This window comes from Orbus hercynius, assembly GCF_003634275.1.
In the GTDB taxonomy this organism is placed as follows: domain Bacteria; phylum Pseudomonadota; class Gammaproteobacteria; order Enterobacterales; family Orbaceae; genus Orbus; species Orbus hercynius.
The window spans coordinates 294,907-308,791 of sequence record NZ_RBWY01000001.1 but is presented as its reverse complement, the minus strand read 5'-3'; the positions used below and the strand labels follow the sequence as shown (position 1 = coordinate 308,791).

The 13,885-nt window shown below is 36.2% G+C and carries 15 protein-coding genes and 1 tRNA gene; 7 read left to right on the top strand and 9 right to left on the bottom strand.

Annotated elements, in window-relative coordinates; all coding sequences use genetic code 11:
• The first annotated feature begins 13 nt into the window (after positions 1-13).
• From DES39_RS01565 to DES39_RS01555, 3 genes are read left to right on the top strand one after another with little or no spacing between them, the layout of a single operon-like run.
• Entirely contained in the window at positions 14-748 is a 735-nt protein-coding gene (locus DES39_RS01565) for an amino acid ABC transporter permease (protein ID WP_121144015.1), read from the top strand.
• Between the two features lie 2 nt (positions 749-750).
• Positions 751-1,443, top strand: coding sequence for an ABC transporter permease subunit (locus DES39_RS01560; RefSeq protein WP_121144014.1), 693 nt, complete (start codon positions 751-753; stop codon positions 1,441-1,443).
• 2 nt (positions 1,444-1,445) lie between these two features.
• Positions 1,446-2,171: an amino acid ABC transporter ATP-binding protein gene (locus DES39_RS01555; RefSeq protein ID WP_121144013.1), complete on the top strand. Its 726-nt coding sequence runs from the start codon at positions 1,446-1,448 to the stop codon at positions 2,169-2,171.
• A gap of 55 nt (positions 2,172-2,226) precedes the next feature.
• Here DES39_RS01555 and recD read toward each other — a convergent pair whose 3' ends face one another.
• The 9 genes from recD to DES39_RS01510 form a co-directional block, all read right to left on the bottom strand.
• Entirely contained in the window at positions 2,227-4,113 is a 1,887-nt protein-coding gene (recD, locus tag DES39_RS01550; RefSeq protein WP_121144012.1) for an exodeoxyribonuclease V subunit alpha, read from the bottom strand.
• 23 nt (positions 4,114-4,136) lie between these two features.
• Positions 4,137-5,750 carry a DUF4139 domain-containing protein gene (locus tag DES39_RS01545; RefSeq protein WP_170143305.1) on the bottom strand — a complete coding sequence of 538 codons (1,614 nt, stop codon included), beginning with the start codon at positions 5,748-5,750 and terminating at the stop codon, positions 4,137-4,139.
• A gap of 13 nt (positions 5,751-5,763) precedes the next feature.
• Positions 5,764-6,684, bottom strand: coding sequence for an N-acetylglucosamine kinase (gene nagK / locus DES39_RS01540; protein ID WP_121144010.1), 921 nt, complete (start codon positions 6,682-6,684; stop codon positions 5,764-5,766).
• 66 nt (positions 6,685-6,750) lie between these two features.
• The gene (locus DES39_RS01535; RefSeq protein ID WP_121144009.1) at positions 6,751-7,377 is read right to left on the bottom strand and encodes a protein-L-isoaspartate(D-aspartate) O-methyltransferase; all 627 of its coding nucleotides are present in this window, start codon (positions 7,375-7,377) and stop codon (positions 6,751-6,753) included.
• 24 nt (positions 7,378-7,401) lie between these two features.
• A complete protein-coding gene (truD, locus tag DES39_RS01530; protein ID WP_121144008.1) occupies positions 7,402-8,418 on the bottom strand; it encodes a tRNA pseudouridine(13) synthase TruD in 1,017 nt (338 codons plus the stop codon).
• Positions 8,419-8,430: 12 nt separating this feature from the next.
• The gene (gene ispF / locus DES39_RS01525; protein ID WP_121144748.1) at positions 8,431-8,913 is read right to left on the bottom strand and encodes a 2-C-methyl-D-erythritol 2,4-cyclodiphosphate synthase; all 483 of its coding nucleotides are present in this window, start codon (positions 8,911-8,913) and stop codon (positions 8,431-8,433) included.
• Positions 8,914-8,966: 53 nt separating this feature from the next.
• Positions 8,967-9,680, bottom strand: coding sequence for a 2-C-methyl-D-erythritol 4-phosphate cytidylyltransferase (gene ispD / locus DES39_RS01520; RefSeq protein ID WP_121144007.1), 714 nt, complete (start codon positions 9,678-9,680; stop codon positions 8,967-8,969).
• A 1-nt stretch (position 9,681) separates the two neighbouring features.
• Positions 9,682-9,987 carry a cell division protein FtsB gene (ftsB, locus tag DES39_RS01515; RefSeq protein ID WP_121144006.1) on the bottom strand — a complete coding sequence of 102 codons (306 nt, stop codon included), beginning with the start codon at positions 9,985-9,987 and terminating at the stop codon, positions 9,682-9,684.
• A 13-nt stretch (positions 9,988-10,000) separates the two neighbouring features.
• A complete protein-coding gene (locus DES39_RS01510; RefSeq protein ID WP_121144005.1) occupies positions 10,001-10,330 on the bottom strand; it encodes a TusE/DsrC/DsvC family sulfur relay protein in 330 nt (109 codons plus the stop codon).
• 191 nt (positions 10,331-10,521) lie between these two features.
• Between DES39_RS01510 and DES39_RS01505 the strand changes: the two genes are divergently transcribed.
• The 4 genes from DES39_RS01505 to DES39_RS01490 all read left to right on the top strand — a co-directional run bounded on the left by DES39_RS01505 (position 10,522) and on the right by DES39_RS01490 (position 13,513).
• A tRNA-Ser gene (locus DES39_RS01505) sits at positions 10,522-10,609 on the top strand.
• An 82-nt stretch (positions 10,610-10,691) separates the two neighbouring features.
• A complete protein-coding gene (locus DES39_RS01500) occupies positions 10,692-12,044 on the top strand; it encodes a site-specific integrase (RefSeq protein WP_121144004.1) in 1,353 nt (450 codons plus the stop codon).
• Between the two features lie 133 nt (positions 12,045-12,177).
• On the top strand, positions 12,178-12,453 hold the full coding sequence (locus DES39_RS01495; protein WP_170143304.1) for a hypothetical protein: 276 nt from the start codon (positions 12,178-12,180) through the stop codon (positions 12,451-12,453).
• A 247-nt stretch (positions 12,454-12,700) separates the two neighbouring features.
• Positions 12,701-13,513 (top strand): sigma-70 family RNA polymerase sigma factor, encoded by an 813-nt coding sequence (locus DES39_RS01490; RefSeq protein WP_121144002.1) that lies wholly within the window; start codon positions 12,701-12,703, stop codon positions 13,511-13,513.
• Positions 13,514-13,885: the final 372 nt, after the last annotated feature.

Below are 13,885 nucleotides of genomic sequence, written 5' to 3'. Positions count from 1 at the left end.
ATAAATTGATAATATGAATTTTAATTGGACACTATTTTTTGAACCCACACCTTATGGTGATGGAATATACCTTAATTGGCTTTTGAGTGGGTTGACTGTCACCCTTTCTCTGGCCATATCAGCATGGATTATTGCCTTTATATTTGGTTCTATAGTCGGTATTATGCGCACGTCGAATAGTAAATTTTTACGAAAGTTTGCTATCTATTACGTCGATATTTTCCGTAATATTCCACTATTAGTGCAAATGTTTCTGTGGTATACATTGCTGCCACAGATATTAAGTGGATCGCTTAAAGTCTGGTTTATGGAAGATCTTGATCCCAATATTCAATGCTTTGTTTTAGCAATGGTAGCACTAGGCCTATTTACTTCTGCACGTATTGCAGAACAAGTAAGAACCGGTATCCAAACATTACCTGTTGGGCAAAAATACGCCGCTACCGCATTAGGACTTACGCAAGTACAGACGTATTATCATATATTGCTGCCTAATGCTTATCGTAAAATTATCCCAACGTTAACCTCAGAGATGACCAATATTATTAAAAACTCATCCGTTGCCTCAACAATAGGCCTGCTTGATTTGACTGGGCAAATTGACCGTATCAATGAGCAAACAAATAGTATCGTTGAGATACTATGCGGTGTGACCCTAGCCTTTGCGATTGTAAATTATGCGGTTATTTTGATTATGCGTAGAGTTGAAAAGAAAACTCGCTTACCTAACATGATGAGTGGAGGTTAATGATGCAGTTATTTGAATGGATTATTAATATTCCGTCACTTGTAATGGATAATACAGATTTATTACTCAGTGGTTTAGGATTAACACTCAAAATTACGATTACTGCCATTATTTTTGGGATTATCATTGGTACTGCATTAGCTTTAATGCGTTTATCAAATATTAAAATATTACGTGTCTTTGCTAAATGTTATGTGAATCTTTTCCGTTCCATACCATTACTATTAGTGTTACTTTGGTTTTATTTTGTGCTACCACAAGTCATTAAACACGTGTTTAATCTGCCACCCTATGCTGATGTGCGCGTTGCATCCGCTATGATCGCTTTTGCGCTGTTTGAGGCGGCTTATTATTCTGAGATAATTCGAGCAGGTATTAATGCAGTAAGCAAAGGCCAGTATCATGCAGCTTTTGCCTTAGGTATGACAAAAAGCCAAACAATGCGTTTGATTATACTACCGCAAGCATTCAAGGCAATGGTACCACTATTATTAACACAAGGTATTATCTTATTCCAAGATACCTCATTAGTTTATGTGATGAGTCTGACGGATCTATTTGGTGCAAGCGTCACTATCATCGGTAAAGGACAAGGCGGCACAGCTGAATATTCAATGATCATTTTTGCCGCTATCTGTTACTTTATTATCAGCTTTAGTGCATCACGTTTAGTTAGTTATTTGAAAAAGGACTAAAAATGATTTCCTTAAAAAATGTTTCAAAATGGTATGGCAAATTCCAAGTATTAAAAAATTGCTCAACAGATGTTAAAAAAGGTGAAGTCGTCGTTGTTTGTGGCCCATCAGGCTCTGGTAAATCAACATTAATCAAAACTGTTAATGGGCTTGAACCGGTGCAAATGGGGCAAATCTTTATTGGCGACACTGAAGTCACGAATAAATCAACTAATTTAGCTAATTTACGATCTAAAGTGGGGATGGTATTTCAACACTTTGAATTATTTCCACACCTAACAATATTGAAGAACTTAACATTAGCGCAAATCAAAGTGCTTGGTCGTTCTGATAAAGAAGCAAAAGAAAAAGCGCGTTCTTTACTTGAGCGAGTCGGTCTATCTGACCATGCTAATAAGCTACCAAGTCAACTATCAGGTGGTCAGCAACAACGTGTTGCAATTGCGAGAGCATTATGTATGGATCCGGTGGTGATGTTATTTGATGAGCCAACATCCGCCCTTGATCCTGAAATGGTTAATGAAGTGCTAGATGTTATGGTTGAACTCGCTTATGAAGGAATGACTATGATGGTTGTTACTCATGAAATGGGATTTGCTAGAAAGGTCGCTAATCGCGTTATCTTTATGGATGCGGGTGAAATTATTGAAGATACGTCAAAAGAACAATTTTTTAATAATCCGCAGTCTGATAGAGCGAAAGACTTCCTTGCCAAAATTATCCACTAATAATCTCTTAAAGGGTCGAAAGACCCTTTATCAATTCAATAATTACAAAATAAATTTAAATTAGTAAATTAGCCAATCCACTTTGCCGCTCAATTTGAGTATTAATTGTTTTTTCAATAATGGTATAAGGTGAATAAAGTGTTATGTGATTTTTTGCTCTAGTAACTGCTGTATATAGTAATGAACGCGTCAATAATGGTGAATATTCGTTTGGTAAAATAATGCTCACCGATCCAAACTCCGAACCTTGCGATTTATGAATCGTCATGGCATACGCGGTTTCATGCTCAGGAAGCCGAAAAGGTGCAACACCTTTTATCTCGCCATTAGGTAATAAAAAATACACTTTGAGTTTATTAGCATCGTCAAGAGAAGGTAGCGTAATACCAATATCGCCATTAAATAGTCCTAGTGAAAAGCTATTTTTTAATATCATTATCGGTCGACCAATATACCAACCATCGCGTTTAATAAGATTAATGACTTTTTTTTGAGCTAATAGCCGCTCAATCATCTCATTCAAACCAAGCACCCCAAACGGGCCCTCCCTTAACGCACACAATAATCTAAATTGCGCAAAAGAGTCTAATATGGTTTTGATGTCATTCGATTTGGATATTATTATTTGTAAATAATTTAAATAATTATTAGCACATTGTTCAACCGCTTGCTGATATTGATCACGACAACTTATTTCATGAAATGTTAAATCCGAGTAGTTTTTAGATTGTAATAATGTCATAACATGCGGGTATCGACCCGCTTTGATAGCATTAGCTAGCAAACCAATGCCTGACTCGCTAGAAAATCGGTAGCTTTTTTGTAACAAACACACATGATCAGCAATAGAAACCTGCGCAGATTTTGCTTCTAAAACATATCCGGTCAATTGACTAATCATCTGTACTTGCTGCTCACTATAGCCTCGCTGTAATTGTGCACATAAATCACCAAATACCGCACCAGCTTCAACAGAGGAGAGCTGTTCTTTATCGCCTAATAAAATCAATCTAGCATTATTAGGTAAGGCAGCAATCACACTCGACATCATGGGTAAATCAATCATTGATGCTTCATCAATTAATAAGATATCGATACTTAATGGATTGCCTTGGTGATATCGATATTGACGGTTATTAGAACTAGCGCCGAGTAATCGGTGCAATGTTAAAGCTTCGATAGGAATACGCTGCTTGATTGATTTAGGCACCGGTAATGTCGATATTGCTTTAGATAGTGATTCTGTTAATCTAGCTGCGGCTTTGCCCGTAGGTGCTGCAGCAACAATGCGTAATGGCGATAAGCTATCATGTTGATGCATTGAAACGAGTACGGCTAAAATTTTACTAATGGTGGTGGTTTTACCCGTACCCGGTCCACCTGAAATAATTGCGACGGGATGAATAACCGCTAAAGCCGCAGCAACTTTTTGCCAATCTATATCATGTGACGCACTCGTTGATGGAAATAAATCATTTAATAGTTGATTTGCTTGCCGCTCTACAACCTGACATGTTAATGCACTATTAAAATATGCTGCCACGTGTTTTTCATATAACCACATACGCTGAAAGTAGATTCGATTGTCATTGCGTATTAATGGGGATAAACAGCTACCATCACTGATTATGTTTTGACCAACTCGTTCACATAATTTTATCCAATCATGCCATGTTGGTTCATCTAAATCAGAAAAAATTCGAGTAACATATTCGCGGCCAAAACGATATTCTAAATTGTGTTTGGTGATTTGAGTGATATTTATACAGACATGACCTGCTCTCACTTCAATATTTAGCCACACAATTAAAAAAGCAAATCGAGACAAAGCCAAAGAATCGGTTAATTTAGATTGCCGGATAAAAAACAGCGCGAGATGATAATCAAGTGGCATAATCATGCCACTTGATTTTAATTTATCTAACAATGCAATATGCCCCATCAACAGCCCTTCTAAATTAGCACTTATAAGCCGATGATATTATCAGCTTTATCCTTTGGGTAGGTTATTTTAAAACTAAATGGTAGCTGCTTGGTCTCTTTAGCTGCCAAATGTATTTGCCAGGTGAGTAATCCTGTATCTTTATCATAACTAGCACCTGAATATTTTGTATCGTCTAAGGTAATCGTTTTATTTTCGATAACCGGTAATTGATCATAAACCGTCATGTTAATCTCACGCTCTTTCAGGTTTTTAACATCAATGGTGTAAGCAAATTTTTGCGATACTTCATTACCAAAAAAAGATGGCTTAGATGTTTCATTTAGATCCTGATTACGCGCAACAATGATCTCATTATCACGACCAAGTGAGATATTAAGCGTATCTTTGACGCCTTGTGTTGTTAGATATCCTTCACCCACATAATTGCCGGCATAAAAGACTGTTGATTTGCCTGGTAATAAGGCAAGGGTATCCCAATGGGTAATTTGCGCTTGTAAAAATACATGATTATCTAATTTAGGAATGGCAATATAACGATATTGAGCCGCAGCATCCCGCTGCTGTAAAACTAAGATATTATCATTACTATAACCTGTGATTGTATAAGGTAGCTTGATATTAAATTGTAAATTTAAACCATTATTATCAGTTACAATATAATTTATAACGTTATTTTTTTGCTGGAGAACATCATAATTTACCTCGCTTTGTTTCGCCTCATAAAGCACTGTTTTTGCATTAGATACACCATATCTTTTGCTATCGTACAAGGAAATATTCCAGGGAGCGAGCTCTGGTGCAGTAATACCTTGACTTGGATTTGCTGTCGATAATGTTAAATCAATATTATTCCAATTTAAGCCGCTATATTGATACACATTTGCTTTGTACGTTAAACCAACTGGTGAGCTAATATCTTTTACTCTTACATCATAAATCGGTTCCCAACCAGCCTCTGGCGTGATGTATGAGAGCGAAATTGGCAGTTCAATTGATTCATCACTATAAATTTTCACTTTAATTGCTTTTTGTGGTAAATTGTCACCTCGATCTTCTTGATTAATTTGCAGCTGATATTGTTTGATTGACTTTTGGAGTTCAGCTTGTTTAAGTTCTATTGCTCTCTGCTCCGTTAAAGCAGTAATCAAGTTCTCTTTTACAAATCCCATTACCTGTTTTGCATCATTAATAGAGCCATTTGGTTTGATAATCGTATCAATTCGGTTACCCTTCAATAACGCAATTTCTTCATTAACTGCCGCTAATTTTATCGATAGGACTGCTTTTTCGTCTTCTAATTTTTTTAATGCCGTAGTCAATGCCATTTGCTTGTCCGAGCTAGATTTTTGTACCATATAATCATCAACTAATGTGGTTGATAAAATCATGGCTTTATTATTCAATCCGACGTTAATCGAATTTGGATTGATCGTTTTAGCTAAACCAATTAATAAAATCTCACTCTCGCCTTTTGGGACTTTCACAACTGACGTGCCCTGTAACTCAGCGCCGCTTAAATATAAGGTAACTTTAGTCAAATCAACTTTAGCAGTCGATTCACTTGCTAAAGCTTGCAGAGTTATGGTTGGTATTGAGCACACAAACAGAAACACAATTACTTTTTTAAGTTGCATAATAGATTTCCCTCTATTCATTATTTTGATTCAAACATAATAAAGCGGCACCTCGAGCACCTCCTGCATCACCATATCGGGCTTTTGCAAGTCTAGGCACAACCATCTGCTTTAATAAATACTTACTCATACGCGTTGGAACATGCTGATAAATCGCTTCAAAATGCGATAATCCACCACCAAATACAATCAAGTCAGCATCGATGATCATAATTAAGTGTGCTAAATAGGCCGATAATAATTCTAAATAACGATCAACGTGTTGCTTGGCACTTTTATCACCTTGATAGTATCGCTCAATAATACTTGGGGCATCGAGTGTATAGTGGTAAAAATGCGTATATAACCATTCGAATCCACGACCTGATAAATATTGCTCACAGCAGCCAACCAATCCACAGCCACATTTCAGTAAAGGAATATCTTTACCGAGAATATCGAAAACATCAATCGGTAATCGTATATGTCCAACTTCACCAGCGCAGCCATTGGCGCCAGAAATAATCTGCTGATTAACAACAATGCCACCACCGACACCGGTACCTAAAATAATACCAAGCACACTCTGATAAGACTTAAAATCATCATCAAACGCCTCTGACAGTACAAAGCAATTGGCATCATTATTAATGAATACAGACCTTGCAATGGCGTGTTCGAAGTCGCGTATAAAGGGTTTATCATGTAATATGGCAATGTTCGTCGAGTAAACCGTTCCAGTGTGATGATTAACTAAGCCCGGTATGCCAATACCGACACGACCTTGCACCGAAAATTTCTCGTCAGCTTCGCGAATTAATTCAATTAGGCTAGTTAAAAATGCCGTATAGCTAGTTAAAGGTGTGGCTATCCGTTTATGCCATAATGGTGTGAGCGATTCATCAAAGACAACGATTTCAATTTTTGTGCCACCAATATCAAAACCGTACAGCATATTCTCTCCTTTAATAATTAATGCAGCGCTATCATGTGCAAGTACGGTTAATGGCTAACAATCGCATTATAGTAATTCGCCTTTCACCAAAGGCACAAATTTGACCGACTCAATAATGTTTAATCTAAATTTATCATTCTCTCGTTCAATGACTTGTAATGATTGATCATGTTCACCAACAGGGATAACTAACCGCCCTTTATCAGCAAGCTGATAAACTAAGGCTTGGGGAATTTCCGCCGCAGCGGCAGTGACAATAATGCCATCAAAAGGGGCTCTCTCTGGCCACCCCAACCAACCATCACCATGACGCGTTGACACATTATGAATATCTAACTGTTTGAGCCGGCGCTTAGCATTCCACTGCAATCCTTTAATACGTTCAATCGAGCACACATGCTCGACCAAATTAGCCAAGATTGCGGTTTGATATCCCGACCCAGTGCCGATTTCAAGAATCTTTGAATCGGGTCTTAATTGTAGCAATTCAGTCATTTTAGCGACAATATAAGGCTGAGAGATAGTCTGCCCTGAGCCAATAGGTAATGAACGATTATCGTATGCTTGATGTGATAATGCCTGATCGATAAAATGTTCCCTTGGCACAGCCGAAATCGCTTGTAAAACGCGAGCATCTTTTATTCCCAAAGCATCTAACTGAGAAATTAAAGACTTCATTTTTATATTTGCCATCAATATAAATCCTTTATGCTCAGGTTATGATATAAGCTCTCGCAAAACAGCTGTCGCATAGCTCCCTGCTGGCAACCAAAAATCGAGAGTTAATGTTGCCTTATCTTGCCACTGCCAATCGAGGTTCTTTGCTCTTAATCGCGCGGATCGACGCGCTGTCTCAACGCGTTCTTGACGAAATAACGGTAGAAAATCCGCCCAGTAATCATCAATAGATTGCTGTTCAAAGCGCAGTGCATCATCTTTAGTTTGCGCGCCATTATCCCCGAGCATTGGTGCGGTAATATTCAGCTCAGCACTTTCAAGGCGTTGTTGTAATAGCGCTAATTCATCCGCTTGTGCGACAAACCAGCTACCACGCTCAGCAAATTGTAAAATATCGCCATTTAACACCGTATCATTCAATTTTTTAACAATTCGTTCACTGACGATATGATTAAAAATCGCGCTACGAGCCGCTGACAGGTAAAAACTTCGTTTTTTACGATCCTTAACCTTTAGCTCACCTTTCGCCCACAAAATTGCTTGCTCGATATTATTATTTTCTTTGCCAAAACGCTGTTCACCGAAGTAGTTCGGCACACCATGTGCTTTAATTAACGCTAAACGATCGTTAACTTCGGTTTGATTATCAATATTACGCAGTATTAATGAAAAAAAGTTACCTTTTAAGTTACCAATACGCAGTTTTTTATTATGTCGTTTTACCGCCAAAATTTTACATCCTTCCAGCTCAAAGGTCGAAAAATCCGGAGTAAATTTACCGGGAATATGCAAACCAAACCACTGCTGTGTAACGGCATTACGATCTTTCAATCCCGCATAACCAACTAACTTAGGCGAGATACCAGCAAATTTAGCAAGCTGCTCGGCAACAAAAAGTGTATTACAATTTTGTTTTTGCACATTAACAAACACATGCTCACCCTCACCTTCAAGCTCGTAGCCAAGATCCTCTTTAACAAAAAAATCACTATCTTGCTCTTTATACAAACCTGATACAATTGGCTTGCCGTGTAAATATTGTAATGCGTCTAACATGCTAAAATCTCTTTATTTGTCGGTTATTTTTTTGAGTAACACTACTGCTTCGCAAGCAATACCTTCTTTACGGCCAGTGAAGCCCAATTTTTCGGTCGTCGTTGCTTTCACGCTCACTAAATCAAAATGTGCCTGTAAGTCTTCGGCAATATTAATTCGCATTTGTGGTATGTGAGATTGCATTTTCGGTTCTTGCGCAATAATGGTGACATCAAGGTTTGATAATGCATAACCTTTGGTCTGAATTAAGCCGAATACTTTTTGCAATAAAATACGGCTATCAATGCCCTTATATTGATTATCTGTATCAGGAAAATGTTTACCAATATCACCCAGCGCCAGAGCACCTAAAATCGCATCAGTCACCGCGTGTAATACTACATCCCCATCAGAATGAGCGATAAACCCTTGTTCATAAGGCACTTTAACACCACCTAATGTTAATGGCCCTTCACCACCAAAACGATGCACATCAAAACCATGTCCGATTCTTATCATATCAACCCTATCATTTCGTTTTTAATCATGTTGCCAATTACTGGTAAAAATTATTTTGTGATATAACCTTGTTCTTGCAAATATAGCGTTGCCAGTGGCAAGTCTTCTGGGCGCGTGACTTTAATATTATCGCGCTGGCACTCAACGAGTAATGGCTGCCCGTGACAGTACTCGATCGCTGATGCTTCATCCGTTAAGCTCACTCCATCTTCTTTTGCTTTTAGCATGCTCTCTTTTAGCAATTTAGCTTTAAACATTTGCGGCGTTGCTGCCGCCCATAAATATTCACGATCACATGTTTTTATAATGGTAGGAAAGTCAATATTAGATTGATGTGATGACTGTTTAATAGTATCGGTTACTTTGGTTGCTAAAATACCACCACAATTAGCCTGAATCACGGCATCAACTAATTTTTTGATATCAGCATGAGTGACGCAAGGCCTTGCCGCATCATGGACTAATGCCCAGCTATCATCATTGACAAGTGTTAATCCAGCAAGTACGGATTGAGCCCGCGTACTGCCACCATGAGTAAAAGAGATTCGCGGGTTGCTGGCAATCGCTAATGTGGTAAAAAAATGATCATCCGGACTTATCACCACAATAATACGACTAATCAATGGCAAAGATAGCAACTTGTGCAATGTGTGTTCTAAAATAGTCGCCTGGCCAATTTTAATATACTGTTTAGGTAATGACATATTCATTCTTTGGCCACCACCTGCAGCAGGAACGATAGCAATAATAGACTGGCTAACCATATTATTCCTGTCCCCATAAGGACGAAGATTCCGAAACGATTCGATAAAAGTGTTCATCGGGAGCAATCATACCTAAATGGCTTCTTGCGCGCTCTTCTATTGCATCAGAACCATCATAAAGATTGGATATTTCAGCAAACATTCGCTCATTACGTAGCTTTAATTTTTCATTCTCAGCATGCATAATTTGGACTGAATCTAAATTCTGTTTATAATCAAAAAAATTATTTTTGCCATACCAAAAATCATATTGTAAATATCCCAATATGGCACAGAGTAAAATTGGCAATTTCCACTTGGCTAACATGTTATAACCACTCTTATATGCATTTAACAGGTTTCGGCAAACCTGCTAATTTTGTTGCTTGCTTAGCAGGTCCATCAGGAAACAAGCGCTGCAAATAACGACTATTACCTTTTTCTGGACCCAATTTTTTTTCCATCGCCTTAACTAAAGCACGAATAGCTGGTGATGTCTTATATTCTAAATAAAACTCACGTACAAAATAGATGACTTCAAGATGTGCATCGGTTAATTCTATTCGCTCATTTTGCGCAATTAGATTCATTAATTCAGGTGACCATACTTGCCAATCTTTCAAATATCCACTTTCATCAGTAGCGATTGTTTTACCATTTAATACTAGCATAATTAACTAACCGTAATAAAATATTCTTCATTATACAATAATAAAGAAAATACAACATCTTTGCGTTTGAAATATATCATGCCGATATATCTTCAATCAGGGGAGCTGGTGAAATTTAAAGCAAACGAAAAAAAAATGATACTTACCTATTTACAAATCTAACACACTACTTTAATATGCACAGCCATTGCGGAAGTGTGGCCGAGCGGTTGAAGGCACCGGTCTTGAAAACCGGCGAGGGGAAACCCTCCCAGAGTTCGAATCTCTGCGCTTCCGCCATCTTCAACAAATTTTTTGATTCCATTCAGAAATTTCAAATGACCTAATTAAACTGTAACATAACTGTATACAGAAGGTTATTATGAATCAGCTTACATCACAACAACTTTTAAACTATTCTATTTCACTTTATCTTAGAAAACCTGTCTATTACATCAGATTAAAATATCAAGACTCTATCTACTCATTATCACTAAGAACTAAACATAAGAAAACAGCATTATCCAAGTTACAGATGGTTAAACAGGAACTTGAATTACAACAGTTAATCTCCGAGTTTAATTCATATCAAGAGCTACAGAGATATTTCAAATCAACTGTAGAATTAGATAATCAAATTAAACCTGTATGCTTTATCACTCAAGCATCACCAACTGATTTATTCTCTCCCTCACAAGCTATCACCTCAATCAGTGAGCTTTGTAATAACTACATTCAGGAAAAAGGGAGTAACTGGAAATATGCGACACAGCTAAGCTCACAAGCGAATAAAGCCCTACTCATTGAAATATTTGATTACTTAAAGCTAAATGATGTGGGCAGTATTACTCGCAAAGATATGTTAGAAGTTAGAGAAGTGATTAAACGACTCCCTGTAAACAGAAAACAGGTATTTAAAGACCAGTCATTAGCCGAAGTATTAAGCCAATCCTATGATAAAACACTATCAATCAGAACCATTAATGGACACCTAATCTTTTTATCCTCAGTATTTAACTGGGCTGAGAAGAATGACCTTATCAAAAAGAATTTAGCAACAGACTTATTGTTAAAGGATAGCCAAAAAGAAGCGGATAAACGTAACGCCTTTAGCCTAAAACAAATAGAGCTAATACTATCATCATGTAAAATTCACTACGCTAGAAACGGCTTAGCGTGGCAATATTACATCCCTCTTATTTCAGCAATAACAGGCGCTAGACTGAATGAAATCTGCCAATTACAAGTCAAAGATGTAATAAAAACAGATAACAACATTATTTACCTAGATATCAATGCTCACGGGGTTGAAGGAAAGAGCTTAAAAAACCAATACAGTGCTCGTACTATTCCTTTAGTCAATCATGCCTTTGGTTTTGATTGTAATGAGTTTATGGACTATGTTTCTTCTCGTGGACATCAAGATAATTTACTCTTTGATGTCACTTGGACTGATAAAGGACGATATAGTGATAAAGTCAGTAAATGGTTTAATCGCACCTTATTAAAGCATACATTAAACAACGTTAATGGCTTATCCTTCCACTCTTTTAGGCATAGCCTGGCCACCGTATTAAAGAACAGCGGAACGCCACTATCAACGGCTCAGCAAATCCTAGGGCATAGTTCTAATAGCCTTGCTTATGATACTTATGGAAAAGCCATTCATATAGAAACCCTGCATCATTCACTTGAAATGGCTTTAGTAAAATCGTTAAAAAGGATTGATCTTTAAAAACGATCAATAACCCATCAATGGATCGATGTAAACGATTTGAAGTCTTCCATTGAATGGTATCTAATTAAAATATTTTTAAAATTCAACATAAATAAGGAGTTATCATATGATATTCATAATAAGAGGTGTCATGCTTTCAATTAGTGCCGTTGTCTTCTTTGCTGGCTGGGATGGAATAATTATAGCTTTCGACATGAATAAGGTTATAGCTTTTATTATAGCGCTCATATTATTGGAATTTCCTATCATATTAGCTGTTGCAGCTTTATATGGAGCTGTCAATGCATGGGAATGGCCAATCTGGGGGGCTATCTTACTCGTTATGTGGCCATTAGCCTTCACTATTATCGTCAATGGCATTCCATCAGTCTTTTCATTGTTTAGTTTATCTCGATTCAAAAACTAACAAGATACAACATATAGTATAAAATCCCATTAATAGATACTACATATTGTACTTCTTGTTTTGTTTTTGATAAAATATCTCCATTATTTTAAAAACAAAAAGTTTTTAGCTAGATAATAAACGTCAAAGTAGTTATAAATTATTTTCGGAATTCTAGTCATGAACTTTATTACTATCATATTGATAGAGAGCAAACATAAAAGTATTTGCTTCTTTACTCAAAAGAATAAAAATAAGGAATATTACAATGGATTTTTTCTACGACGGAAAACATACTATTACCTGTGACAATCAGCAAACTGCGAGTTATTTATGTGGGGTTGGATTTGTCACTCATTACATGGATGAACTACATGTAACAGGAAAAATAGATACAACAACATCTATTCACCTTGATATAAAAACGGCTGAACAACACCTTAACAGAATGTATGGATTCAATATTGGTGAGTACCACGAGTTAAAAGAGACGGTTACAATTAGTCAATCAGACGTGAATTATAAAGGTGTATTTACCTCGCTCAAATACGCAAAACAATACATAGAAAAATTTTATGAGGAGAATTATAAGAAGCTACGTAAGTTTGCGAAAAACAAAATGTACACAAATCACCTAAATGTAAGTCATATAGATTGTGAGGATATTGTTCAACAAGCTTTTTTAAAATTACTCGATAGAAAACTTACTAAACCTGTTTATGAGCTAATGCCTTATATGAAAACAACCATTACCAATCTTATTAATGACGAGCTAAGAAAAAATCAAAATATAAAAAGACTAGCGCTTGAAAACTTTATACCATCAGATGTTATCTGCACTAAAGAAATGACTGATAATGATTATTTTAGTAGTGAATTAGATGACTTTGTTCTAAACAATAAAGAGGATGAATTAATTGAATCAACAATTAGAAGACATTATCCTCAAATACTCATACCTCATTTAATTGATGGATATACAATAAAAGAAACATCAAATAGGGCTAACATGTCTGAAAGAACGATTAAGTACGAATTGGACACATTGAAAAATAAATTGCAAAAAGTATTCAAAAACTAAAAAATAAATTGCACTTTTTTCTCTTAAATTACGTCTATATATGTGATATTCAAATATTTTCATTGAAAATGAGATACAGTTAAGACAGAAAATAAATTAACTCAATAATGATAACATAAGTGTATTTACCTAAAAAAGTAAGTAAGCCTATATTATTAATCTTACGCTTACTAAGATTAAACATTGTTACAGTATTTTTTAATAACATTAATTTACTTAGTTTAGGTAATACATTTTATCGTTATCATTTAATCAATGTTATTATCAATTCTTTATGTTATTCATTGATATTACTTAAATTAAGATTGAATTTAATGTTATATTTAAATCTATCATCCTATTTCAATTTACTATCTTTTTAAGTGTTATTAT